Origin of the sequence: Acidovorax sp. LjRoot118, assembly GCF_964253575.1 — a bacterium.
GTDB lineage: Bacteria > Pseudomonadota > Gammaproteobacteria > Burkholderiales > Burkholderiaceae_C > Acidovorax.
Window position 1 is genome coordinate 637,272 of record NZ_CAXURB020000001.1, and the last position, 21,589, is coordinate 658,860.

General features: G+C 63.4%; 29 protein-coding genes and 1 tRNA gene. 25 read left to right on the forward strand and 5 right to left on the reverse strand.

Annotation, left to right across the window (positions count from 1 at the left end):
* The first annotated feature begins 2 nt into the window (after positions 1 to 2).
* The 21 genes from ACSQ9E_RS03025 (at position 3) to ACSQ9E_RS03125 (ending at position 16,610) form a co-directional block, all read left to right on the forward strand.
* Positions 3 to 1,406, forward strand: a complete 1,404-nt coding sequence (locus ACSQ9E_RS03025) for a phage major capsid protein (protein ID WP_436216872.1) — start codon at positions 3 to 5, stop codon at positions 1,404 to 1,406.
* 61 nt (positions 1,407 to 1,467) lie between these two features.
* Positions 1,468 to 1,767, forward strand: a complete 300-nt coding sequence (locus ACSQ9E_RS03030; protein ID WP_436216873.1) for a hypothetical protein — start codon at positions 1,468 to 1,470, stop codon at positions 1,765 to 1,767.
* A gap of 63 nt (positions 1,768 to 1,830) precedes the next feature.
* Positions 1,831 to 2,145 carry a hypothetical protein gene (locus ACSQ9E_RS03035; RefSeq protein WP_436216874.1) on the forward strand — a complete coding sequence of 105 codons (315 nt, stop codon included), beginning with the start codon at positions 1,831 to 1,833 and terminating at the stop codon, positions 2,143 to 2,145.
* Position 2,146: 1 nt separating this feature from the next.
* Positions 2,147 to 2,479 (forward strand): phage head closure protein, encoded by a 333-nt coding sequence (locus ACSQ9E_RS03040; RefSeq protein WP_436216875.1) that lies wholly within the window; start codon positions 2,147 to 2,149, stop codon positions 2,477 to 2,479.
* Positions 2,472 to 2,954 (forward strand): HK97-gp10 family putative phage morphogenesis protein, encoded by a 483-nt coding sequence (locus tag ACSQ9E_RS03045; protein ID WP_436216876.1) that lies wholly within the window; start codon positions 2,472 to 2,474, stop codon positions 2,952 to 2,954. The genes ACSQ9E_RS03040 and ACSQ9E_RS03045 overlap by 8 nt, the downstream gene beginning before the upstream one ends.
* The gene (locus ACSQ9E_RS03050; RefSeq protein WP_436216877.1) at positions 2,951 to 3,313 is read left to right on the forward strand and encodes a hypothetical protein; all 363 of its coding nucleotides are present in this window, start codon (positions 2,951 to 2,953) and stop codon (positions 3,311 to 3,313) included. Before ACSQ9E_RS03045 ends, ACSQ9E_RS03050 begins: the two co-directional genes overlap by 4 nt.
* 22 nt (positions 3,314 to 3,335) lie before the next feature.
* On the forward strand, positions 3,336 to 3,590 hold the full coding sequence (locus ACSQ9E_RS03055; RefSeq protein WP_436216878.1) for a hypothetical protein: 255 nt from the start codon (positions 3,336 to 3,338) through the stop codon (positions 3,588 to 3,590).
* Positions 3,591 to 3,631: 41 nt separating this feature from the next.
* Positions 3,632 to 4,564, forward strand: a complete 933-nt coding sequence (locus ACSQ9E_RS03060; protein ID WP_436216879.1) for a phage tail tube protein — start codon at positions 3,632 to 3,634, stop codon at positions 4,562 to 4,564.
* A gap of 94 nt (positions 4,565 to 4,658) precedes the next feature.
* On the forward strand, positions 4,659 to 4,979 hold the full coding sequence (locus tag ACSQ9E_RS03065; protein ID WP_436216880.1) for a hypothetical protein: 321 nt from the start codon (positions 4,659 to 4,661) through the stop codon (positions 4,977 to 4,979).
* An 80-nt stretch (positions 4,980 to 5,059) separates the two neighbouring features.
* The gene (locus ACSQ9E_RS03070; protein WP_436216881.1) at positions 5,060 to 5,392 is read left to right on the forward strand and encodes a DUF1799 domain-containing protein; all 333 of its coding nucleotides are present in this window, start codon (positions 5,060 to 5,062) and stop codon (positions 5,390 to 5,392) included.
* Positions 5,393 to 5,394: 2 nt separating this feature from the next.
* Complete coding sequence (locus ACSQ9E_RS03075) at positions 5,395 to 10,338, forward strand: hypothetical protein (RefSeq protein WP_436216882.1); 4,944 nt, start codon at positions 5,395 to 5,397, stop codon at positions 10,336 to 10,338.
* Between the two features lie 7 nt (positions 10,339 to 10,345).
* Complete coding sequence (locus ACSQ9E_RS03080) at positions 10,346 to 11,308, forward strand: hypothetical protein (RefSeq protein ID WP_436216883.1); 963 nt, start codon at positions 10,346 to 10,348, stop codon at positions 11,306 to 11,308.
* A gap of 34 nt (positions 11,309 to 11,342) precedes the next feature.
* Positions 11,343 to 11,912, forward strand: coding sequence for a hypothetical protein (locus tag ACSQ9E_RS03085; protein ID WP_436216884.1), 570 nt, complete (start codon positions 11,343 to 11,345; stop codon positions 11,910 to 11,912).
* Positions 11,913 to 11,915: 3 nt separating this feature from the next.
* Positions 11,916 to 12,224: a hypothetical protein gene (locus tag ACSQ9E_RS03090; RefSeq protein WP_436216885.1), complete on the forward strand. Its 309-nt coding sequence runs from the start codon at positions 11,916 to 11,918 to the stop codon at positions 12,222 to 12,224.
* Between the two features lie 9 nt (positions 12,225 to 12,233).
* Positions 12,234 to 13,814 carry a hypothetical protein gene (locus tag ACSQ9E_RS03095; RefSeq protein WP_436216886.1) on the forward strand — a complete coding sequence of 527 codons (1,581 nt, stop codon included), beginning with the start codon at positions 12,234 to 12,236 and terminating at the stop codon, positions 13,812 to 13,814.
* 14 nt (positions 13,815 to 13,828) lie between these two features.
* The gene (locus ACSQ9E_RS03100) at positions 13,829 to 14,356 is read left to right on the forward strand and encodes a hypothetical protein (protein WP_436216887.1); all 528 of its coding nucleotides are present in this window, start codon (positions 13,829 to 13,831) and stop codon (positions 14,354 to 14,356) included.
* Positions 14,356 to 14,856 carry a hypothetical protein gene (locus ACSQ9E_RS03105; protein WP_436216888.1) on the forward strand — a complete coding sequence of 167 codons (501 nt, stop codon included), beginning with the start codon at positions 14,356 to 14,358 and terminating at the stop codon, positions 14,854 to 14,856. Before ACSQ9E_RS03100 ends, ACSQ9E_RS03105 begins: the two co-directional genes overlap by 1 nt.
* Positions 14,849 to 15,280, forward strand: coding sequence for a hypothetical protein (locus ACSQ9E_RS03110; protein ID WP_436216889.1), 432 nt, complete (start codon positions 14,849 to 14,851; stop codon positions 15,278 to 15,280). Before ACSQ9E_RS03105 ends, ACSQ9E_RS03110 begins: the two co-directional genes overlap by 8 nt.
* The gene (locus ACSQ9E_RS03115) at positions 15,277 to 15,606 is read left to right on the forward strand and encodes a hypothetical protein (RefSeq protein WP_436216890.1); all 330 of its coding nucleotides are present in this window, start codon (positions 15,277 to 15,279) and stop codon (positions 15,604 to 15,606) included. The genes ACSQ9E_RS03110 and ACSQ9E_RS03115 overlap by 4 nt, the downstream gene beginning before the upstream one ends.
* Positions 15,607 to 16,065, forward strand: coding sequence for a D-Ala-D-Ala carboxypeptidase family metallohydrolase (locus ACSQ9E_RS03120; protein ID WP_436216891.1), 459 nt, complete (start codon positions 15,607 to 15,609; stop codon positions 16,063 to 16,065).
* Entirely contained in the window at positions 16,062 to 16,610 is a 549-nt protein-coding gene (locus ACSQ9E_RS03125) for a hypothetical protein (RefSeq protein ID WP_436216892.1), read from the forward strand. The genes ACSQ9E_RS03120 and ACSQ9E_RS03125 overlap by 4 nt, the downstream gene beginning before the upstream one ends.
* Before the next feature lie 30 nt (positions 16,611 to 16,640).
* On the opposite strand, the gene ACSQ9E_RS03130 is transcribed toward ACSQ9E_RS03125, so the two are convergent.
* Positions 16,641 to 17,645, reverse strand: a complete 1,005-nt coding sequence (locus ACSQ9E_RS03130; RefSeq protein WP_436216893.1) for a ComEC/Rec2 family competence protein — start codon at positions 17,643 to 17,645, stop codon at positions 16,641 to 16,643.
* Between the two features lie 831 nt (positions 17,646 to 18,476).
* On the opposite strand from ACSQ9E_RS03130, the gene ACSQ9E_RS03135 reads away from it, so the two are divergent.
* From ACSQ9E_RS03135 to ACSQ9E_RS03150, 4 genes are all read left to right on the forward strand, one after another.
* Positions 18,477 to 18,833: a hypothetical protein gene (locus tag ACSQ9E_RS03135; protein ID WP_057264446.1), complete on the forward strand. Its 357-nt coding sequence runs from the start codon at positions 18,477 to 18,479 to the stop codon at positions 18,831 to 18,833.
* 225 nt (positions 18,834 to 19,058) lie between these two features.
* Positions 19,059 to 19,268, forward strand: a complete 210-nt coding sequence (locus ACSQ9E_RS03140) for a hypothetical protein (protein WP_436216894.1) — start codon at positions 19,059 to 19,061, stop codon at positions 19,266 to 19,268.
* A gap of 5 nt (positions 19,269 to 19,273) precedes the next feature.
* Entirely contained in the window at positions 19,274 to 19,519 is a 246-nt protein-coding gene (locus ACSQ9E_RS03145) for a hypothetical protein (protein ID WP_436216895.1), read from the forward strand.
* Between the two features lie 4 nt (positions 19,520 to 19,523).
* A complete protein-coding gene (locus ACSQ9E_RS03150; protein ID WP_436216896.1) occupies positions 19,524 to 19,793 on the forward strand; it encodes a hypothetical protein in 270 nt (89 codons plus the stop codon).
* Between the two features lie 14 nt (positions 19,794 to 19,807).
* Here the strand turns inward: ACSQ9E_RS03150 and ACSQ9E_RS03155 are convergent, their stop codons facing one another.
* From ACSQ9E_RS03155 to ACSQ9E_RS03170, 4 genes are all read right to left on the reverse strand, one after another.
* A complete protein-coding gene (locus tag ACSQ9E_RS03155; RefSeq protein WP_436216897.1) occupies positions 19,808 to 20,095 on the reverse strand; it encodes a phage protein NinX family protein in 288 nt (95 codons plus the stop codon).
* Positions 20,092 to 20,373: a hypothetical protein gene (locus tag ACSQ9E_RS03160; RefSeq protein WP_436216898.1), complete on the reverse strand. Its 282-nt coding sequence runs from the start codon at positions 20,371 to 20,373 to the stop codon at positions 20,092 to 20,094. Before ACSQ9E_RS03160 ends, ACSQ9E_RS03155 begins: the two co-directional genes overlap by 4 nt.
* A gap of 133 nt (positions 20,374 to 20,506) precedes the next feature.
* Positions 20,507 to 20,582, reverse strand: a tRNA-Lys gene (locus ACSQ9E_RS03165).
* A gap of 85 nt (positions 20,583 to 20,667) precedes the next feature.
* A complete protein-coding gene (locus ACSQ9E_RS03170) occupies positions 20,668 to 21,558 on the reverse strand; it encodes an NAD(P)-dependent oxidoreductase (RefSeq protein ID WP_057202021.1) in 891 nt (296 codons plus the stop codon).
* Positions 21,559 to 21,589: the final 31 nt, after the last annotated feature.

Sequence of the window (21,589 nt, forward strand, 5' to 3'; positions counted from 1 at the left end):
ACATGCAACACACTCGAAAGTACCTCACCTACGGCCTCATGGCCATGCTGGCCGTTGCGGCCGTCTCCAGCGCCTTCGGCGCGCCCCTGATTCCACCCGAGATGCTGGCCGGCCTGGCTGCAGGCGGTGGCATCCCCATGGCCCTCACGGGCGAAGTGGGGGGCGACATGAAGAAGATGATCGAACAGCTGACCGACACGGCCAAGGCCGCCAAGGAAACAATCGAGCAGGTACGCAAGGCGCACACCGAGCTGGATGGCCGGGTCAGCAAGATCCACGAAGAAATGAAGGCCACCGGCGTTGACGCCACCACCAAGGCCGCCTACCAAGACGCGGTCACCAAGGTGGACAACGTCGAGAAGGCCCTGGAGAAGGTCAACGCCGAAGTGGCCGAGCTGGCCAAGACGGCCACCAACATGCTGGGCCGTACGGACCAGCGCAAGAGCCTGGGCCAGTTGGTCGCCGCATCGGACGCCGCAAAGAACTATCGCGGCGGCACCGTGGAGCTGTGCACGATGGACGGCCCCCTGTACGCCAAGGCCAACCTGACCGGCGGCGCCGCCAGCGCGGGCACGCTGATCGTGCCGGAGCGCCTGCCCGGCGTGATCATGGGCCCCGAGATCCCTCTGACTGTGCGCGACCTGTTCGCGGCTGTGTCGGTGTCGAGCAGCTCCATCGAGTGGGTGCGTGAAAAGCTCTTCACCAACAACGCCGCATCGCAAAACGGTGAAGGCGCTGCCAAGGCTGAATCGGCCATCACCTTCGAGAAGAAGTCCACGCCGGTCGAAACCATCGCGCACTGGATTCCTATCTCTCGCCAAGTGCTGTCCGATGTGCCCCAGCTGCAGGGGCTGGTGGACGGTCGCCTGCGCTATGGCCTCAAGCTCAAGGAAGACCTGCAGCTGCTGCTCGGCGACGGCACCAACGGCAACCTGCTCGGCCTGATCCCTCAGGCTACGGCGTTCGCCACCACGGGCATGCCGGCCATTGTCTCGGGCGCGCCGGCGTACACGAAGATCGACTACCTGCGCTGGGCATTCCTGCAAGTTGCCAAGGCCCAATACCCCGCCACTTTCGCGGTGCTGAGCCTGGAAGACTGGGCCACCATCCAGATGATGAAGACCACGGACGGCGCCTACATCTTCGGAACGCCCACCGATGGCGCTGCACCGCGGATCTGGGGCAAGACGGTGGTGGAAAGCTTCAACGTGGCAAGCAACAACTTCGTGGCCGGTTCCGCCTTCGCCGCGACGGTGTACGACCGCGAAGAAGTGTCGGTGCGCATCGCTGAGCAGCATGCTGATTTCTTCATCAAGAACATGGTGGCCATGCTCTGTGAAGAGCGCATTGCCCTCACCGTCGAGCGCCCGCAGGCCATCGTGGCCGGTGCATTCCCCGCACCCTGATCGTTGACCCCTCCCAACGCCAGCCCTTGCCCGGCTGGCGTTGCCACATCTGGAGATTGCAATGCAAGTAGCGAAACCTTTTCTGCGCGATGGCGTGGTGCTGCAGCCCGGTGATCCTGTGCCTGATGGCCTGGACAAGGCCACGCTGGACCACTACAAGCGCCACGGCATGGTCGCCGAGCCGACCGATACGAAGCCCAGGCGACAGGCCGGGAAGACCGCGCCCAAGCCTCCCCCTGGGCCGAACGAAACGAAGCCGGCCGGCCCTGCCGAGACGAAGCCGGCCAGCGGCCCCGACAACCCTGCAGGCCCTGGTGCCGGCGGCGCCGGACAGTCAGAGCAGCAACCCCCGGCAGATTGACAGCCCGCCGCGTGATGTGCACTGCCTGGCAGTGCGCATTGCACAGCGACCTGAAAGACCCACATGGAAATCAAACCCTCCCTGGCGATGGCGCTGCTGCGGCTGCGCATCGATGACGGCCTGTCCGCCGATCTGCAGAACGCACTGGACCAGGCCCACGCCGCTACGCTCAAGTACCTGGACGGCAAGCTGTACCCCGATGCCGTAAGCCTCGCGGCCGCAAATGATCCCAAGGGCATCGAGGTAACGGCGGACATGATTGCCGCGCAACTCCTCTGGGCAGATGCCCTGATGGGCAACAACAGCCTGGCGGATCGCGAGAGCAAAACGAAGGCGGCTAAAGACATGCTGAGACCACACCGAAACCAGGGGGCCTGACATGCAGTCCCAGCAGCTCGATACCCGCATCCAGGTGGAGGCGGTCAACATCACGCGCGGCGCCTCGGGCGGCGTGCAAAAGGACTGGACCCCGCATTCCCAGCCCTGGGCACAACGCCGGGACCTCAGTGGCAATGAGCGCGCCGCATCCAGCGCCGGAGGTCAGGTGGCCGTGGCCCGGGTGGAGTTCGTGCTGCGCGAGCGGGGCGACATCACCCCCAAGATGCGGGTACGCCACAAGGGCCAGGTCTTCAACATCGAGCACGTCAAGCCCCTGGCCGACTATCGCGGCTGGATGGTACTGACCTGCGACACGGGGGTAAACGATGGCTAAAGAAGAGATCCTCGGCCTCGGCGAGCTGTCCAAGAACTTCAAGGCCCTGAAAGAGGGCATGGAGCAACGCACCGGCCGCGCCATGGTGGTGGCTGGCGGTGGGGTGATCAAGCGCAAGGCCAAGGCCAACGTGCAGCAGGCCGGCCTGGTGCGCACCGGGGCGTACCTGAAAAACATCGTGATCAAGCGCGAGCCGCAAAGTCTGCCGGGCACGGTGGCCTACGCGCTGGGTGTGCGCCACGGCCGCAACCTCACCAAGAAGCAAAAGACCAAGGGCAAGCTGGGCGTGGAAAAGGGCCGCATCGTGAAGCGCTACGAAGACGATCCCTTTTACTGGCGCTTCCTGGAGTTCGATACGGCCAGGCGGCAGGGTACGCCGGCCATCGGCCCGGCGCTGGAAGACGGGCGGGAGGAGGCAATAGACGCCATGGGCACCCGCCTGCAGAAGGAACTGGACAAGGCCGGCACCAAATGACCATTCACGAAATCCTTACCGCTGCCCTGGTGCCGGTGCTCGGCAACACCTGGGCAGTGGAGCTGCCGCCTGATCCGACCTGGCCGGCCCTGATCTTCGACGTGGACAGCAAGCCAGAGGATGCGTGGTGCATGGGCGGTGGCTACACCGCGCACGACGTCAACCTGGTGGTGCTGGCCCGCACCCTCGAAGAGCTGGACGTGCTGCTGCCCGTCGATGGTGGCGGCCCCCTGCGTGCCGTGCTGGAAGGCCTGGAGCACTTCCAGTTTGAAGACGACTCGGGCGACTCTGACTATGAGCCCGACCCGGCCATTTATGGCCGCTACCTCACCGTGCGCCTGCGCACACCGCGTTACTGACCTCAACCCCTTGGAGAGCCATATGGCCAAACAGACCACCGCTGACAAGGCGGAGGCTGGCGCAGCTGCGCCCGCGTCCACCACCCCAACCCCTGTGCACACGTATGCACAGAAGCCTGCGAAGCCTGCCCACCACCTGCCCACGCCGCCGCGCCCGCGCGACCAGTTCACGGGCAAGGGCGGCACCTACACGCGCGACCCCGCGACGGGCGAGCGCACCCCCGTCAAGCCCGAGGCCGACCAGGCACCGGGCGAAGACAGCACCGCCGCAGCATAAGCAGCAGCGGCCACCTGAAACCTTGAACTGAAAGGACCACCATGGCCAAGTCCATGAAAAAGATGCTGCTGCTGGCCGCGATCCAGCTGAGCGCCGGGGTAGACGCCGCACCCGTGGCGGCCACCAACGCCATCCTGTGCCGCGCCCTCATGCCCGAGCCCATCAGCGGCGAGCAGGTAGAGCGCAACCTGATCCGCCCGTACAAGGGCAACAGCGGAAAGCTGTTCGTGGGCGAGCACCGCAAGCTCACGTGCGAGGTCGAGCTGGCCGGCAGCGGCACCCCTGGCGATGTCCCGGCCTGGGGGCCGCTGCTGCGGGCCTGCGGCTTTGCCGAGACCATCACCGTGGGCACTGATGTGGTGTATGAGCCTGTCAGTGGCGGTGAGCCGCTGCTCACCCTGTACAGCTACTTGGACGGAACCAAGTTCGTGATGGTGGATTGCAAGGGCACTGTGTCCTTCGAGCTCAATGCCAAGGGCATCCCGATCATGAAGTTTGAATTCATCGGCACCTACACGGTGGCGACGGAAGGCGCCATGCCTACGGGTGTGGATTACTCCATGTTCGTGCAGCCCAAGACGGTGGGCAAGACCAACACGCCTACCTTCACCTTCCACGGCCTGGCAGCGTGCACCTCGGCATTCACCATCACTTGGGGCAACACCCTGGAGTGGCGCGAGCTGATCAACTGCGCCAGCACGCACAGTGCCGACCGCAAGCCCACTGGCAACATCACGATGGAGCTGCCAACGGTCACTACCAAGAACTGGGCCGAGGTGGTGCGGCTGAACACCGTGGGTGCTGCCAGCCTGGTACATGGCACCTTGGCCGGCAACATCGTGGAGCTGGACCTTCCCCAGATCCAATGCGGCATCTTCACGCTGCAGGATGACCAGAGCGTGGCCATGATGTCCATGCCGTTCGATCTGATGCCCCTGGACGGAGACGACGAGCTGCGGATCATCGTCCGCTGACCCTTCTACCCCTAACCCCGGGCTACGCCCGATCCCTAGAGCCACCCGCTGCGGTGGCTCTTTTCGTTTCACCTCACTGAATCCTGATCACACCATGTTCACCCTTGCCCTCTCCGAAACCTTCAAGGCCAAAGTCAAAGTCAATGTCGCCATGGCCACCGGCGGCTGGAAAGAAGAAGCCTTCACCGGCATCTTCAAGCGCACGCCCGACAGCGAGCGCGAGCGCCTGCTGAACACCAAGTACGGCGAGGTTGTCCGCGAAGTCCTGGTGGGCTGGGAAATGCAGGACTTGAACCGCCAGGCCGTCGAGTTCAACGACCAGAACCTGGAAGCGTTCCTGCAGCTGACTGGCGCCGTGCGCGAGACGGCCACGGTCTATTTCAACCACAACGCCGGCGCCAAAGAAAAAAACTGACAGAGGCGGCGCGCTGGTGGGCGGGCATCCGTGAGCCCGACCCGGGCCTGTTCGATCCTGACGAATCGATCCTTGATGCCATGGCCGCCTGGGGGGCACCGCCCGAAGACATCGAGCGGGTGCGCGCCCAGGTGGAGGCGGCCGCCGAGTCCTCGGCGGGCGATGCCGACACCTTCGGCGTCTACGACGAGAACCTGCCCACCGTCCATGCCTTCACGGCCCTGCGCACGCAGTGGCAGTACGCGGGCATGGGCGGCACCCGGGTGGGCTTTCTGTACGCGGGCGTCATTGCCTGGATCAACACCAATGTGCGCCGCCGGCATCGCCGAGCGCTGCTGTCGGATCTGCAGCTCATGGAGGGCGCAGTGCTGACGGCTGACTACGAACTGCGCGAGCAAGAAAGAGGGAAATAACCATGGCTGCACTTGGCTCGCTGGTGGTCAATTTGGGCCTGAACTTCGCCCAGTACACGGGTGGTTTGGACAAGTCCGAGCAGGCCGCCCTGGCTGCGTCCAAGCGCATCCAGGACACCTTCGACAACATGAAGTCCCGCCTGGCAACCACGGCCGGCGCCATCGCTGGCGGCCTGGCTGCGGGCTTCACCATCAACGCATTCAAGGGCCTGCTGTCGGGCGCCATCGAAACGGGCGCCGCCCTCGATGACCTGGCCATGCAGACCGGCGCCACCGTCGAGGCCCTGTCCGGCCTAGTGGCGGTGGGCAAGTACAACAACATGGGCCCCGAAGCCATCGGCGGCGCCATGAACAAGCTGGCCGCCAACCTGGCTGGCGCGACCGAAGAGAGCAAGGGCACCGGCAAGGCGCTCGAAGCGCTGAAGATCAACATCGACACGTTCAAGCAACAGCGCCCCGAAGAGCAGATGCAGACCGTGGCCAAGGCCATGGGCGGTTTCAAGGACAGCGCCGAAAAGGGTGCCGTGGCCATGGCGCTCTTTGGCAAGCAAGGCGCGCAGATGCTGCCCTTCTTCAAGGACCTTGCCGAGGTCGAGGAGCTGGCCGCCAAGACCACCACCGAGCAGGCCGCTGCCGCTGCCAACCTCGATGACAACCTGGACCGCATCACCAAGAGCGGCGAGGCCTGGAAAAAGGAACTGGCGCAAGGAATGATCCCCGCGCTGGACCTGGGAGCGCAGGCCTTCCTGGAAGTGCTGAACGGCAGCGGCGGGCTGCGCGAAGAGGTGCGCCGCCTGGTGGCCGATGGCAGCGTGGCGCAGTGGACAAAGGGCGCCGTCACTGGCCTGACCTACGTGGCAGATGCGGGCCAGTACCTCTGGCGCGTGCTCAAGACGCTGGGCCAGGGCCTGGCGGCCTATGTGGCGTCCACGGGCACCCTGTTTTCCGGTGTCGCAGAGGGCATCAAGAAGGCCATCATGGGCGACTACAGCGGCGCCTTTGACACCATCAAGTCCGGGATTCTCGGCGCCAAGAACATCGTGATGGACTTTGGTTCGTCCGCTGTCGAGACATTCTCAGAAGACACATTCGGCGCGAAGATCCGCGGCCGCATGGCCGACATCGAGGGCATGGGCGCCAAGGCAGAGGCGGCAAAGCCCAAGCTGGACTTCACCAACGTGATGGAGAAGAACGGCAAAGCCGCCAAGGAAGCCAAGAACCCGCTGGACGCGCTGCTGGAAACCATAGACAAGCGGATTGCGGTTGGCCGTGAAGAGCTGTCCATGGGCGAGAAGCTCACCGAGGGCGAGAAGCTCGCGGCCGAGGTCAACCTGAAGGTCAAAAACAGCAAGGACGCCCAGATCATCGCGGGCAAGGCGGTGATCGAGACGAGGCTACAGGAGATGCTGGCCACTGAGAAATCGGTAGCTGCGCACCGCCTGGAGCTGCAGACCCTCGAAGACATCCGCAAAGAGCGCGCCAAGCAAGTGCAGGCCATGGAGCAATCCGTGGACCAGCTGGCGGATAGCAACCAGTCCATGCGCGACGAGATCGAGATGATCGGCCAGACTGAAGCGCAGCAGCTGCGCATTCTGCAGCGCCGCAACGAAATCACCATTGCCACCAAGAAGGCAACCCTGGCCGAAATGGAGCGGCGCTCTGCCGTGACGGGCACGCAGACCCGGGAGGAGATCGCACTCAAGCAAGAGATCGATCTGCTCGAAGAGCGCAATGGGCTGATGGGCGAGAAGTACGACCGCACCGTGTCGGCGGACGCCTCCAAGAAGTTCAACGACCAGATGGCGCGCGACAACGAGGACCTGCGCAGGGGCCTGGGCGATGCTATCGAAACGGCGATCACCCAAGGCGGCAAAGCTGGCGGTAAGAAGCTGCGCGACGTGCTGCAAGACGCATTGAAAAAGCCATTCCGCGTGTGGCTCGATAGCGCGATAAACAGCCTGTTCGGGCTGGGTGGTTCTGCAAGCGGCAGCGCCGCCGGCGGTGGGTCGGGCTTGCTCGGCATGGCGTCCAACCTGGCCGGCCTTTACAGCACCGGCAAGAGCATCTTCACCCTCGGCTCTCAGTGGCTGAGCGGCAGCATGTCCACGGCGAACGTGGCAGGCACGGTGTACGCCAATGCCACGGGCACGGGCCTTAATGGGTTGCTGGCGACCAACGGCGCATTTGGCACCAGCGCTACATCAGCGGTGAACGCCGCCGCAGCCATGGCGCCGGGCACTGCGCCTGCGCTGCCTGCGGGCACGTTGGCTGCTGCGGCTGCAGAGTCTGGTGCTGCCGGGGCTGCAGCGCCTAGCATGATCGCCGGGGCCTTGAAGATGGTGCCCATCATTGGCGCAATCGTCATGGGCATGATGGCCTCGGGCAGCGCCTACGATCAGGGCTACCGGCTGCAAGACAGCACGATCAAGAAGACCTATGGGCTGATCTTCCCGCACCTGAACAAGCTGACGGATGCGTTCGTGAAGATGGGTTTCAGCGAGCGCACTGCCAACGTGATTACAGGCGGGGCGCTGATTGCAAAGATTGCCAGCAAGCTCGGGATTCAATCCACCATGCACTCCGGCGCCGGGGCCATCGTGCAGAACGGCCAGGCGCGAGAGGGGCGCGAGCTTTACACGCTTGCCAACTTCGGCATGGGGGACTCACGCGAGTACAACAAGGATGTCCAGGGCATCGTGACGGGCATTGCCCACAACATTGCCGACACGCTGGATGTGTTCTTCGAGAGCTTCGGCATGGCGGCTGGCGTGAAGGTAGGCACCGCGTTTGCCGACGACATCAGCAAAGACGGTGCATGGGGTTCGCTGCGCATCGAGAGCGCGGCCGGCAAGTCCCTGGTGGACTGGGAAACCACGCGCAAGAGCAAATGGGCACCGCGTGAATTTGCCAACGGCGAGGAAGGCTACAAGCAGTACCTGAACGAGATAAGCCGGGGCACCGTCGATGCGCTCAAGGGTGCGGCATCGGAGCTGCCGGCCTGGGCCAACCGCATCATTGCCGCCGCCGACACCTCGGGCGACAAGGTGGACGAAGTGCTGCAGAAGGTGTTGACTGACGTTGCCGCCTTCCCCAATCAGCTGCTGCAGGCGGCGGGCACGTCGCGGGACGACCTGGTTAAGCAGTATGCCGATGGCCTCAAGAGCGGGGATGCGAAGGCGGCCGGGATGGCCGTGGCAGATACCTTGGTTGCCGCCCTGGAAGACACGTTCTACACGCAGGCGGCCGGCAAGGTCTTCGACATCATCAACATGGGCATTGTTACGCCCATGGTCGATGCGCTGTTGACCGGGGCAGCGCTCACCGACATCATGAGCCAGGCCACCATGGACGCGGTAATTCAACGCGCCACGGCCACGGCTACGGCGTTGAATGCTGTCTTCAATGACCCGCAGTTTGCGGCGCTGCTGAACCAGATCCGCACGGGCTTCGGCAACGCGCTGGGGTCTGCCGGGTCTGCGATCACGTACCGGCCGCAGTTTGCGCTGAACGCAGCAGCCGAGACGACCGAGGCCTCTGACAACCTGGGCAACGCGGCCGAAGAGTTGACCAAGAAGTATGAAAGTGCGATTGCCTCGCTCACGTCCGCCAAGGACAGCATGGCGGTCGAGCTGCTGCGGGTGCAGGGGAACGAAGCCGGTGCCAAGGCCTTGGAAAAGGCCCAGTACATGGCCCAGTTCACCGGCTTGGATGAGGTGCGCCGCAAAGAGATCGAGACGCTGTATGACGCCAACATTGCCACCCGGGCCTACATCGATGGGCTCAAGGCGGCGTCCACAGCGCAGCGCGACCGCTTGGCGGCCCTGCGCGATGCGACGGACACCGAGCTGGCAAACGCCAGCGGCGCCTTGGACCGGGCGATGGCTGACTATGAGCGCCTGGCGGCCGTCGAGAAGACGAAGCTGAACGAGACCATCACCGCAGTGCGCAGCGTTTTTGACGCAGCAAGCAACGGTGCAAAGGCCCTGTTCGGCGAGGTCGATGCAGTCGTGAAGTTCCAGGGCCGCCAGGGCCAGGACTTCATCACGCAGGCGCTGACGCAAGCGAAGGCCACCGGGCAGCTGCCCGATGGCAAAGAGCTGGCTGAAGCGATCTCGGGGGCCAATGCCGGGCTGAGCAGGGAAGTCTTTGCCAGCCAGGCAGAGGCCGACTATGCGCGCCTGGTGATGGCCAACGAACTCAAGGACCTGTCCGACATCAGTGGCGACCAGTTGACCGAGGCAGAAGCCCAGCTCAAAAAGCTGGACGAAAACATCCAGATCGGCCACGAGCAGATCAATGAACTGCGCGGCATCAATGGCGGCGTCAAGACCATGGCCGAGGCCCTGGCTGCAGTGTTGGAGGCGTTCAACCAAGAGGCGAAAACACGGCAGCAGATCAACACGCAGGTGATCCGGGGCGGGGGCCAGGCCATCTTCGACAAGAAGGAGGGCACGGGCCTCACTAGCAATGGCACCTACTTCAACGCGGCGGCCATGGCGGCCGAGGCGGCTGCTGCGATTGCGGCCAACCCGGGCGCTGCGACCTCCAATGCCATCTATGACGCGCTGAACGGAAAGGGCTACTCCATGCCCCAGCTCAACGAGATGTTTGGCATGCCGGCGGGGACCTTGGAGGCAGAGGCAAAGGCACTGGGCCGGCCCATCTTCCACAAGGGCACCAACTACGTGCCGCGCACTGGGTTCGCGCTGCTGGAGAAGGGCGAGGCCGTCATACCCACGGCATCCAACCCGTTCGCGCCAGGGCGCGGCGGGCTGGGTGGCGACACCACGGTACTGGAGGCGCTGCTGCAGCGCCTCACAGGGCAGATGGACAGCCTGCAGGCTGCAGTGGGGCAGGGCAGTGCGGCGTCCACCGCAACGGCCGAGCTGCTCGCATCAGTGAGAAACGGCAACGGCTTGATGTTCGCGGCTGTACCAACGTTCTGAGGAAAGCATGTACTACGTAGAGCGCAACACCATCACTGCCGCGACCTTTCTGGCGGGCAGTGTGGCAGAGCCATCGGCAACGGAAACAGAGTGGGTCAGCGGCGCGGCCGTGACCAAGGGCCAGGAGCGCATCCGATCCACTCTGCACCGTGTGTTCAGGGCTGCTGCAGACATCGCAGCCGGCGTTAACACGCCGCCTGAGGATGATCCAACGAAGTGGCAGGACATGCGGTCCACGGACCGCTACCTGCCCTTCGGGCCCGTAGTGAGGGCAGACAAGAAGCTGGTGTATGAGGGCAACGCCCTGCAGAGCACCGCGGCTGACATCGAGTACCGCACCCTGCAGCGCTATGCCAACACCGTGGCCATCTTCGGCATGCGGGGCGCGCGGTGGCGGGTGCAGGTGTACGACAAGGTAGGCGCGGGCCAGGTGCTCAAGCGAGAGCGAACAGGCACGATCAAGCGGCCCGCGCGCGGCTACTGGGACTATGCCTATGGCCAGCGCTACATGCGTGACCGGGTGCTGGTGACAGATCTGCCGATCTTCCCCGGCGCCGAGATCCGCGTGAGCATCGAGGGCACTCCCGGTCAGCTGCGGTCCATGAGCCAGTGCGAGATCGGCAAGCTGCGCTACCTGCCGGGCATCCTGCCTGGTGGCGTGGAGTACGGCCTGACCCGCGCCCCCAAGGTCTACACCGCGAGCAAGCAGGAAACCAACGGCGCGACCTCGGTGCTGATCTACGGCAGCAGCTATGACATGAGCGGCGTGATCGACCTGGCTGCGCTGCAGGAAGACAGCGCGCTGAGCCAGTTCCGCAGCCTGCTGGGCAAGGGTGTGGCCTACACGCCGACCCTGGCGCCCGGGTATGAGCAAAGCCTGATGTTCGGCCTGCTCACGTCCGCGCCTACCACCCGCGAAAACTTCGGCCAATCCAAAGCGAAGTTCGATATCCAGGGCCTGCCCGTGTAGGCCGCGCAACCATCAACAAAAGGGAATAGACGCCATGAGCGATCCAGTCGAATTGGTCAACCCGGTGGCCGTACCGGAAGGACCGCCGGTGCCAAGCTCTGCCACGCCAGAGCTGGAGTTTGATCCGGCCTATGAGGCGTTCAACGGGTGGGAGCGCGACACGCTGCGGCCGGGCATGAACGCCCTCGCGTCTGGTACGTTCATCAACGCCGGCCAGGCCAAGGTTGCGGCTGGCACCGCCACTACAAAGGCGGTGGATGCGACGGCTGCGGCTGCAGCTGCGGAATCTGCTGCACTGACCGCTGTGACCGCGCCAGGCACGCTGGCCAACAGCACCACCAGCATGACCATCGCGCTGGGAGATCCGGCATTCCTGGTAGAGGCGGGCAAGAACCTGCGCGCAGGGATGTTCGTGACCATTGCCGCGCCGGGCGGCGGGGTGATGTACGGGCGTATCAAGTCCTACAACAACGCCACCGGCGCGATCGAGGTGTTTGTGAACTACACCGAGGGCGCAGGCACCTATGCGCAGTGGACGGTAGCCGTGAGCGGCCCGCCATCGCGCTTCCCCCGCAACAAGCTTTACTACTACGCAGGAGCCTGACACATGGCCAATGGACGATTGGGCGCGGCGGATCTCGTCGCCAACACAAACACCACCCTTTACAACCCCGTGGGCGCAACCGGGGCCGTCACCGTCTCAGTGGTCAACCGCAACGCGGGCGGGGCGCTGGTGCGCCTGGCGCTGGCCACCACGGCAACGCCTACGGGCAGCGAGTGGCTGGAGTTTGACGCCTACCTGCCCACTGCTGGCGTGCTGGAGCGGACGGCCATCGTGGTCGGCCCGGGCCAGTTCCTGGTAGTTCACTCCTCGGCCGCCAGCGTGTCGGCCGTGGCTTTCGGTTTCGAGGAATAAGGAGCATCCATGGGACGCAACATCACAATGACCGCAGCGGCGGTGCATGAACCCCTGGCCGTCACCATCACGGGCGATGCCGTCAGCTCGGGCGACTACGTGCGTGTCGAGGCCTCGGGCGCCGGCCGGCGCGCGGTGGACGGCCTGTCTTTGGCGGTTCAGAACACCGGCGCGGGTGTTACTGCGCTGGCGGGCCTGGGCCACACGGCGCACGTAGCTGCCGCGAACTACGGGGGCACACCGCCAGCAGCGCGCATCCTGGCCACGCTGGGAAATGGCAATGTGGCTTGCCTTTATACGGGCGATGGCACCACGGTCACCACCGCGCTGACGTGCCGTATCTACACGCCGATCAAGGCTCTGGTGGCCACCGTCGTCGTGTCGGCGATTGCCAGCATTGGCTCGTTCCGGGTCATCAAGCTCAACGCGAGCAACTTCGCTGTGTGCTGGACTGAGAGCGCTGGCCTCAAGATGGCCGTCTACACCAACGCGGGCGCCGTGGTGCAGGCAACCACGGCGGTTGCCACCATTGGCAGCGCGGTCATGAACGGTTGGAATGCCGCCGTGCTGGCCAATGGCGACATGGTCCTGGCCTACGATAAGGCAGCAGCGGGCGGCGTGTTCTTCCAGCGGTACAACGCCTCGGGCGTGCTGCAGGGCGCGGAGACCACTATTGAAGCTGCAGTGGCCGGGCAATTCTTCTGCGTGCTGCCGCTGGCGGCCGGTGGTTTTTGGGTCTACTACTTCCGCAACACAGCGACCACTGCCTACAAGTTCGCCCGGTACAACGCTGCGGGCGTGCTGCAGGGCGCGCTCACCACCGTCTTCACGGGGACGAACAATCTCAACGCCGGGCTGAGCGAGAACTACGCCATTGAGCTGTCGAACGGCAACGTGGCCCTGGTGGACCCGACCACCGCCACCGTGTCCGCTGTGCGGCTCTATGACAGCGCCGGCACATTCCTTTCCACGGTCACCAACAACACCGGCCTGACCGTGGGCGCCAACAACACCATGTTGCGGGCCAAGGCTGGCGGGGGGTTCTACATCGCCGTATTCGGCGGTCTGGTGGCGCAGTACGACAACACGGGCAACCGCATGCTGTCGGCGCTCGCTCCCTCGCCCCTTGCGACCAGGAACGAAGGCATTCTGGTGGACCGAATTGGGACGGGCCCGGTGATCTTCTACGCGCAAGACAACTCAGGCACCGGCAGCATCGCTGCCATCGCGTACGACGGCACTCTGACGGCCGAGGCCACGGCGCTGACGCTCTTGAGCATCGGGGCATCCGCCTATGGTCTGTGGGCCGAGTTGATGCCTTGCGGTCTGCTGGCGTTCACCTTCTGCAATAACGCTGTGACCGGCCAGGCCGCGCACGGGCGCCTGGCGCCACAGGCTGCATCGGTGCTGGGCCTGGCCATCACGGCCGGCAGCGACGGCCAGGCAGTGAGCGTGGCAACCGCCGGCCGGTGGCGTGCCAATCAGACCATGCCGGCCGTGAGTTTCGACCGGCGCAGCTCGGCGCCAGTGGGCTGCAAAGCCGTCATCACCGGGGGCACGTCGGCAGTGCTGCTCGGCATCGTCGCATGAGCGGGGTGGCCATCATGTGGCACCTTCAAGACCGTGACGGCCAGGCCGTTGTATCTGGCTCTGGGCATGTGGCCTGGAGCGCAGCGCGCGGCGGGTGGGAGACCCCTTCCACCTGCTACGCAGACCCAGACCATGCCCTGGTGCTGGTCGACCTGCCCGCAGACATTGCCAGCACCCTGGCCGGAATCGATAGCGATGTGGACGAAATCTACCGCCTCGCCATCGGCAGTCGCCAGGCCGAGTATGAGGAGGCCGAGCGCCAGGCCAAGGCCTATGAGGATGCGGGCTACACCGGCCCTGTGCCGCCGATGGTGCAGTGCTGGGCCGACCCCAAGGGCTGGACAGCCCAGCAGGCCGCAGACGAGATCCTGCAGCAGGCCGGTATCTGGCGCGGTGCGCAGCAGGCCATTCGCGCGCAGCGCCTGGCGAGCAAGGAACAGGCGAGGGCGGCCGAGTCGCCGGCCGGCCTGGCCGCCGTGCGCGCCGGCTGGGATGGATTCGTGGCAGCAGTGCGCGCCCAGCTGGGCGTAGGAGGAGTGTGATGCAGATTGCTTTCTACAAAGGCAAGGACCGCGTGTTCAACCAGGCAACCGCCTGGTGGCTGCGCGGGGACTACAGCCATTGTGAGCTGGTGCTGGGCACCAATCACATAGGCCAGGCCATCTGTGCCAGTTCGTCCTTCATGGATGGCGGCGTGCGGGTCAAGCACATGTGGCTCGATCCCGATCATTGGGACCTGGTGGAGGTGGGCGGCGACATCGAGGCCGCATGGTCCTGGGTGCGCGAGCACGACGGCGACGGCTATGACCTGTGGGGCCTCACCGGCCACGTGGCGCGGCGGATCAAGCAAGACCAGACCCGCTGGACCTGCTGCGAGGCCGTGGCCGCGATGCTGGGCATCCTGGAGCCGTGGCGCCTCGATCCGTGCGCGCTGTACATCGTCGCCCTGGCCCTGCGGGCGCGATTGCCGCTCGAACTTCAACAACCCGCTACGGCGGGTTTTTTTACGCCTGTAGAGGCCGGAGCCCATGCCAATGCCTGAACCCACCGCCACCGTCGCGGCCGGTGCCACCGTGGCCGTGGCGGCCGCTGGGACCAGCGTTATCTCCCTCTTGGGGGTGTCGCTGGGCCTGCGCATCGATGTGCTCATTGCGGGCTTCTCCGGCGGCCTGGTGGCCATCATTCTGCTCAACGCTGTGCCTGGCAGCAGCGACACCTGGCGCGAGCTGCTGCGCACCACGTTTCGGCGCATGGCGGTGGTGTTCGCGTCCAGCCTCACGGCGGGGTATCTCACCCCCTTGGCGCTGCTGGTGGCCGCGTTGCCGGAGTCGCTGCTGCTGGGCTGCGCGTTCGCCGTGGGCGGTGGCGCGCAGCAAGTGCTGATGTTTGCCATCAAGCGGCTGAGTGGAGCGGCGCAGCCGCCGCCAGCGCCGCCTGGTGGACCGACCACGGGGGCAATGCCATGACCGAGCTGCTGCAGATCGTGCACTGGATCTCTGGCCTGTTCATCCTGGCCGAGGCCTTGAACAAGCTGGAGCGCACCGCGCCATGCAGGCCAGGCCTGCGGCCGCGTGAGCGGGCTACAGCCGTGCTCAAGGCCTTGGCCTGGTTCTTCCTCGCCCTTGGCGGCGCTGGGGCCCTGGCGGCCCCGGCGCTGCGCCACCTACCCGCAGAGATCACAGGGGCCATCTGGCCGCTGCTGATGCCTCACCGGGTGCCATCCCTGCAGGACACGTGCTTAGCCCTTGGCTTTGCCGTCCTTATTTTTCGTACCCGCGTAAAGGAGGGCTGAATGCAGCTCACAAAGAACTTCACCCTGGCCGAGCTGGTGGCCAGCAGCAAGGCCGCGCAGCTCGGCATCGACAACACGCCGCCGCCCGAGCTGGTGCCGCGCCTGGTGCTCACCGCCCAGATGCTGCAGGCCGTGCGCGACAAGCTGGGCGTGGCCATCACCGTCACCAGCGGCTACCGCTGTCGGCAGCTCAACCAGGCCGTGGGCGGTGTCACCAGCAGCGACCACACGCAGGGACACGCGGCCGACATCGTGGCGCCTGGCTACGGCACGCCCACACAGATCGCGCGCACCCTGGCGCCGCTGGTGTCGGTGCTGGGCATCGGCCAGCTGATCCTCGAAGGGGTCAAGGGTAAGCAATGGGTGCATCTGTCCACGCGCGTGCCCACCGTGCCAGCCAATCGCGTCATCACCATCACCGACCGGGGCACCCAGCTCGGCATTCAGGAGCTGCCATGACCCCGCGTCTTTACGTCTACGTGGGCGCCGCCCTGGTGGTGGCCGCCATGGCCAGCGCCGGCACCTGGCGCGTACAGGAATGGCGGTGGACCAGCAAGACCACCGCCGAGCAGCTGCAGCGCGAGGAGGCCGCGCGCCTGGCCGAGGCGGCCCGCCAGTCCGATGCGCTGCAGCAGCGCAAGTTTTCCGACCAGTCCGCCGGCGCACACGCGCGCACGGTGGCCACCCTCAACGCACAACTGGGAGACGCCCGTGCACACGTCGCTACTTTGTCTGATCGCCAGTGCCTCGATGCTGGCACTGTCCGCCTGCTCAACGCTACCGGCCGACTGCCGGGTGGTGTCGGGCTACGAACCTCTGCCAGCCACCTTGCGGGCCCGGCCGCAGCCCCTGCCGGACCTGGTGCTGACGCCGGCGCCGGGGGCTACGCCACCGAGCGCGACACTGCTGCCCACATCGCCATCTGTAGGGCAAGCTATGCGACCGTAGCGCATCAACTTAACAAAATATTGGATATTGAGGAATCGAGAGGGTTGCCTGAGTAGGGAGCGTGTTACGCAATGAGTCGAGCAAATTTATATGACTACTGTCTTGTAAAGTGAGTAGTTTTGCGAATTTTTTATATCGGCATTGCTGCCATACTTTTGTGCGAATTCTTCATTCTCGACGAATACATGGTAGTAGCCCTCATGGGTTTCCGCGACTATATTGCCTGCTTGATTAGACGTCAAAATGTCTAGCCCTCTTTTTGACCATTCTTTGTAGTGAATGTGTTTGCTAGGCGAGCAGCCGATTATTGTGAGCTTGGGTTTGAGAAAGTCCAAAAAATCATAGGATCGGCCAGAGTCGCGGCCATGATGCGGTGCCAGTAAGAGTGAGCACTTTCCATTCAGCCATGTCTTTTTATTGAGCGCAAATTCCCAGGATGCATCATGGGCATCGCCGGCGAAGATCATTGGACCCGCGGAAGTGCGATATTCAATTATGTACGATGCTTCGTTTACATCATCATTTTCATCTGGATCGCAAAGGAGATCTTTGTTGGGCGCTAATATATATAATCCGTCATGCGTTCTCCCTTCGCCAACTTTGTTTGCGAAGGCAAATTCCGCCCCGGCTAAGCGCTGTGCGACTCGAATGCCGGGGGCTTCTCCCTTTATTAGTTTCTGATAAAAATCCCAATCGTCTTGGTTGTAGCGGTAGAATTTTTCCATCTTCGGGTTTCGACGCGCGCCAGAATCCCAAAAATTCCAAAAGCCAATGTCGTCGCTAAGCGCCTTTAAGCCATCCATGTGGTCCATGTCAGGATGACTCAATATGAAGCGATAAATGGTTCCCAAGGCGAAGGTTTTAATATAATTTATTGGGTTAGATGGCCTGGCGCACATATTAAAATTGCCAAGTTGTCCAGCGGATTCAACTGCAAGCTGAACTACACCTTTGGCCATTTCTTCTGCCGCTGCTTGCTGGCGAACTTCCAGGTTGCCACCACATACGTCGATACATGTTAATCGTTTGGAGTTGTGCTGAATGATGGTGCAGTCACCTGGCTTTACATTCAAGAAATGGATTTTCGCCATTATGGATTGCCCCTGTCCGATTGGTCGGCAGATCTGGATTTTTCAATGCCCCAAATTGCCTGTGCTACGCTTTCGATTTTTGCAACAAATTTATCTACGTTTAGACCGGCGACGAATGCTAATGCAAAAAATCCGATTTCAGATGCGTCACTATTTCTATTGGAATCTAAAACCAAAAGCCCTGCTTTGAGAAATAGATAGCTAACTCCACCACTAATAAGGCTTGTAATTGGTCTTATGAAGTACCAGATATACCAGTCTGGCCCCCATGTGCGATTTACGCATCGATTAATATAGACCGCTCTAAGGCAGTAAAGGGTCCCTCCAATCAATCCGGTTAGACTGCATTGAAATATTATCTTTAAAGGATCTAACGTGGGGGAGTAATTTCCTAGTGCAAGCCCCGCGAGAAGGTAAATGCTGGCTGCGCACAATGTCAATAAATACAAACAGATAAGATAGATCATCAATGGCCCTCACAAGTCGCGACGATCTTAGTGACTTGTTACATTCTGGGCTACTTTTTTTTTGCCACGTTTTTTTGGGCTGTTTCCGCGCGCCGATGTTCCGCAAGCGCTCGATGTCGCGCCCCTTTACAGACAGGTACCTCTTGCACATCTCGGCTCCAGATGGTTGACAGGAACTGCGGGGAATTCCGCACTCCTGAAAGGGGAGCGCCCATCGTAGGCCCCTGCTCGCGGCGCGCCAGTAGGAGACAACCTAAGGTGCGAATACTACTCCTAACCTGGCAAAACACTGTAAATTCGTACAGTGCTTTTGTATGTTTTCAGGATGAGATCCGGCGGTCACCGCATTGCAGGCTCCGACCCGGTGCTACGCCAAGCCGTGCACGGCTGGCTGCTTTACAAGCGCACGCCTGCCGATGACTACGGCCCGCGCTGGGAGGCGCATCTGCTCGACAGGCCAAACGGCAAAGCGCTGATGCTGCCATTGTTCCGAGCGCGATTTGCGCGGGTGGATGGAGTTCTTCATATCGTGGGTACAGAGGAGGGCGGCCGCACCAATACGAAGGCAAGGCCCAGCCTCTGGAAGCAGTCATGGCTGGCTGCGCAAGATCCGGCGGATGCGCTGCCCTTCCTCGACAAGGTGAGCCTCTCTAGCGCTACAGGTTTCAGCCCCGAAGCAGACCACCTCGACGACGACCCCTATGCCCCGCTCTATCTGTGAGCCCTTGCCGGCTCTGCTGCGCATGCCGCCCTTGCCCCGCGCCAAGCCGCGCGGGCGGATCTGGTGGCCGCTTGAGCAAGCGCTGCCGCTGCCAGTGGACAGCTACGAAATCGAGGCCGGGGAATTCATCTGGCGTGTTCGAGAAATCTCCACGAGATGCACTGTGTATTTGGGGCCGGGCCCGGTGCATCTCGTCCAGTCAACCGCCCCGTTTTGAGATGCCTCATGTCCAATCTGTTTGAACCGCCTGCTGTCCTGCGCACGCCCACCTGGTACGGTGGCCCGCCCGACGAATCGCCGCTTTTGTTCCCTGCAGAAGACTACAGGGTGGAGCACCGTGCCGGGCGCTCGATCGTACGCATCATCGTCTCCGGCGCCCTGATATACGACGGCATCGGCCCGGTGGAAATCTCCCCCTCCGATGTTCCGTTTTGACGGATATGGAGATCCCCAACGGAATCCTGGCCCGAGTGCGTGGAGAGGACATCTCTGCTGGCAGCAAGCAACTGCCTGACCCTGTGCACGCCACTGTCGGCAGCGCCATTGCCGAGGTGAACGGCCTTCACCGGGGCCCCATCCAGATCGTGTACCACCGCCGCGTGCAGCGCAGCGGACGCAACCGCTTTCCCTACTGGGTTGCCGTTCGCGCATGGGAGGTGGACCGCCTCGCACCAGAAAGGCTTTGACGGCATGCTGTTATCCCTTCACATCATCAAGATCGAGCCGGGGCACTATCGGGCCCATGTGATGGATGGGCGTGAGGAATTGGGAACCATCGACACGGTCAGTATCGGCGCCGCAATCCGCGAGGCCGGCGGCCATGCACTGCCCGACCTGTCCGGCTACCACGTCTGGTATGAGCACGTTTGCGCCGGCACCTGCACACCCAGCAACATGCGGATCGATCCCGAGGGCCTGGCCCAGCGCTTGATGGCGCTGCATGGTCAGTTCAAGAGCTAGTGGTGAGGTAGGGACTATCCCTCGTCGGGTACTTCCACCCCAATTCGGTACACGACCACAGCCCGCATGGCCGCCTGGAGTGGTGTCAGGCCTTCCTGATATCGTGGGTTGCCCGTTTGGCTGACCACGCAGGCGCACCAGATCCAGCCCTTGCCGGGCATCGGCGAGATCATGACCTTTTCTTTTTCCAGCACCGGCCCAGCGGCCGCCCAATCGCTGGAGTAGGCGAGGCCTGGTGACTGGCTGATGGCCTTGGCCACCCAGGTGTCCAGCAGCTTGCCGCCCAGCTCGGAGGTCTTCACGGTGCAGCCGGCGGTTGCAGGGGTTGCTCTACCCCATTCAGGTCGATCATCACTCCGGGCGTGTTGTTGTCGTGCTCGATCAGTACGCCCATGAACTTTTCCCCTGCTACCGGCTTGGGGCCCTTGGTTGGCTGGCCGGTGCTGACCGTGGCGCGCATGTCGTTCAGTTCCTGGTGTTGGGCAGGCGTGATGACGACCTTCTGCGGGTACTTCTTGTCGTGAGCTGCCCAGTGTGCGGACAGCGCCGTCTGAATTGCTTGGTAAATGTGAGAGGCCATGGCCGGAATTGTCGCAGCCTCAAAACACTGGATATGAGACGCGTCTCATAAACCGTCTCATTTCGAGCGGAAACAAGAAAGCCGGCGCTATGTTGTTTATAGCGTCGGCTTCATGTGCCTTGCGGCTTAGATTTGGTGGGTCCTGAGTGACTCGAACACTCGACCTACGGATTAAGAGTCCGCTGCTCTACCAACTGAGCTAAGAACCCAAATCTTTTAGTGATCTGCCTGCATTGCTGCAGAGCCTCGAATTATGCACTAGTTTTTGGCCGGCTTGCAAGTGGGGCCCAAAAATTATTGCATCGCGTTGCGGCTGGCGAGTTCCACGAACAGCGCACTGTGGTCCAGTTCGCCCAGGCCGTGCTCCACGCCTTCGGCGTAGAGCGCTTCGAAAAGCGCGGTCACGGGCGCGTCGAACCCGATCTCGCCGGCCGTGGCCAGGGCGTTGCGCATGTCCTTGAGCTGCACCGTCATGCGGCCCTGGGGGGCAAAGTTGCGTTCCACCATGCGCTGGCCATGCAGTTGCAGGATGCGGCTGTCGGCAAACCCGCCGCTGATGGCCTCGCGCACCTTGGCCATGTCGGCCCCGCCCTTGGCAGCGAACAGCAGCGCCTCGGCCACGGCGCCGATGGTGATGCCCACGATCATCTGGTTGGCCAGCTTGGCAAGCTGGCCCGCGCCGTGCGGCCCCACGTGCGTGGCGCGCCCGAAGGCGGCAAAGATCGGCAGGGCACGGGCGTAGTCCTCGGGGCGCCCACCGGCCATGATGGCCAGGGTGCCGCTTTCGGCGCCCACCGTGCCGCCGGAGACCGGCGCGTCCAGGTGGGCGATACCCATCTCGCCCAGGCGGGCCGCATGGTCGCGCGCCTCGCGCGGCTGGATGGAGGCCATGTCGATGAACAGCGCGTCGCGGCGCAGGGCCTGCGCTGCGCCGCGCTCGAAGAGCACCTGGCCCACCACGGGCCCGTTGGCGAGCAGGCTGATCACCACGTCGGCGCCGGCCACGGCAGCGCGCACATCGGAGTGGACGGTGATGCCGAAGGCAGCGAGCGGATCGGCCGCCTCGCGCGTGCGGTTCCAGGCATGGACCTCATGGCCGGCAGCGCGCAGCCGGCGCGCCATGGGCGCGCCCATCATGCCGATGCCCAGGACGGTGGTGCGCAGGGGAGGGGTGTTGTTGTTCATGGTCTCTGTCTCCTGGTGCGGATGTCTCTGC

Coding starts and splice junctions, on each gene's coding strand:
- ACSQ9E_RS03170 (WP_057202021.1), bottom strand. CDS start 21,558: ATGAACAACAACACCCCTCCCCTGCGCACCACCGTCCTGGGCATCGGC.
- ACSQ9E_RS03040 (WP_436216875.1), top strand. CDS start 2,147: ATGCAGTCCCAGCAGCTCGATACCCGCATCCAGGTGGAGGCGGTCAAC.
- ACSQ9E_RS03030 (WP_436216873.1), top strand. CDS start 1,468: ATGCAAGTAGCGAAACCTTTTCTGCGCGATGGCGTGGTGCTGCAGCCC.
- ACSQ9E_RS03045 (WP_436216876.1), top strand. CDS start 2,472: ATGGCTAAAGAAGAGATCCTCGGCCTCGGCGAGCTGTCCAAGAACTTC.
- ACSQ9E_RS03130 (WP_436216893.1), bottom strand. CDS start 17,645: ATGGCGAAAATCCATTTCTTGAATGTAAAGCCAGGTGACTGCACCATC.
- ACSQ9E_RS03100 (WP_436216887.1), top strand. CDS start 13,829: ATGTGGCACCTTCAAGACCGTGACGGCCAGGCCGTTGTATCTGGCTCT.
- ACSQ9E_RS03090 (WP_436216885.1), top strand. CDS start 11,916: ATGGCCAATGGACGATTGGGCGCGGCGGATCTCGTCGCCAACACAAAC.
- ACSQ9E_RS03035 (WP_436216874.1), top strand. CDS start 1,831: ATGGAAATCAAACCCTCCCTGGCGATGGCGCTGCTGCGGCTGCGCATC.
- ACSQ9E_RS03095 (WP_436216886.1), top strand. CDS start 12,234: ATGGGACGCAACATCACAATGACCGCAGCGGCGGTGCATGAACCCCTG.
- ACSQ9E_RS03025 (WP_436216872.1), top strand. CDS start 3: ATGCAACACACTCGAAAGTACCTCACCTACGGCCTCATGGCCATGCTG.
- ACSQ9E_RS03110 (WP_436216889.1), top strand. CDS start 14,849: ATGCCTGAACCCACCGCCACCGTCGCGGCCGGTGCCACCGTGGCCGTG.
- ACSQ9E_RS03050 (WP_436216877.1), top strand. CDS start 2,951: ATGACCATTCACGAAATCCTTACCGCTGCCCTGGTGCCGGTGCTCGGC.
- ACSQ9E_RS03065 (WP_436216880.1), top strand. CDS start 4,659: ATGTTCACCCTTGCCCTCTCCGAAACCTTCAAGGCCAAAGTCAAAGTC.
- ACSQ9E_RS03060 (WP_436216879.1), top strand. CDS start 3,632: ATGGCCAAGTCCATGAAAAAGATGCTGCTGCTGGCCGCGATCCAGCTG.
- ACSQ9E_RS03150 (WP_436216896.1), top strand. CDS start 19,524: ATGCTGTTATCCCTTCACATCATCAAGATCGAGCCGGGGCACTATCGG.
- ACSQ9E_RS03125 (WP_436216892.1), top strand. CDS start 16,062: ATGACCCCGCGTCTTTACGTCTACGTGGGCGCCGCCCTGGTGGTGGCC.
- ACSQ9E_RS03055 (WP_436216878.1), top strand. CDS start 3,336: ATGGCCAAACAGACCACCGCTGACAAGGCGGAGGCTGGCGCAGCTGCG.
- ACSQ9E_RS03140 (WP_436216894.1), top strand. CDS start 19,059: ATGTCCAATCTGTTTGAACCGCCTGCTGTCCTGCGCACGCCCACCTGG.
- ACSQ9E_RS03075 (WP_436216882.1), top strand. CDS start 5,395: ATGGCTGCACTTGGCTCGCTGGTGGTCAATTTGGGCCTGAACTTCGCC.
- ACSQ9E_RS03145 (WP_436216895.1), top strand. CDS start 19,274: ATGGAGATCCCCAACGGAATCCTGGCCCGAGTGCGTGGAGAGGACATC.
- ACSQ9E_RS03105 (WP_436216888.1), top strand. CDS start 14,356: ATGCAGATTGCTTTCTACAAAGGCAAGGACCGCGTGTTCAACCAGGCA.
- ACSQ9E_RS03080 (WP_436216883.1), top strand. CDS start 10,346: ATGTACTACGTAGAGCGCAACACCATCACTGCCGCGACCTTTCTGGCG.
- ACSQ9E_RS03120 (WP_436216891.1), top strand. CDS start 15,607: ATGCAGCTCACAAAGAACTTCACCCTGGCCGAGCTGGTGGCCAGCAGC.
- ACSQ9E_RS03085 (WP_436216884.1), top strand. CDS start 11,343: ATGAGCGATCCAGTCGAATTGGTCAACCCGGTGGCCGTACCGGAAGGA.
- ACSQ9E_RS03160 (WP_436216898.1), bottom strand. CDS start 20,373: ATGGCCTCTCACATTTACCAAGCAATTCAGACGGCGCTGTCCGCACAC.
- ACSQ9E_RS03115 (WP_436216890.1), top strand. CDS start 15,277: ATGACCGAGCTGCTGCAGATCGTGCACTGGATCTCTGGCCTGTTCATC.
- ACSQ9E_RS03070 (WP_436216881.1), top strand. CDS start 5,060: ATGGCCGCCTGGGGGGCACCGCCCGAAGACATCGAGCGGGTGCGCGCC.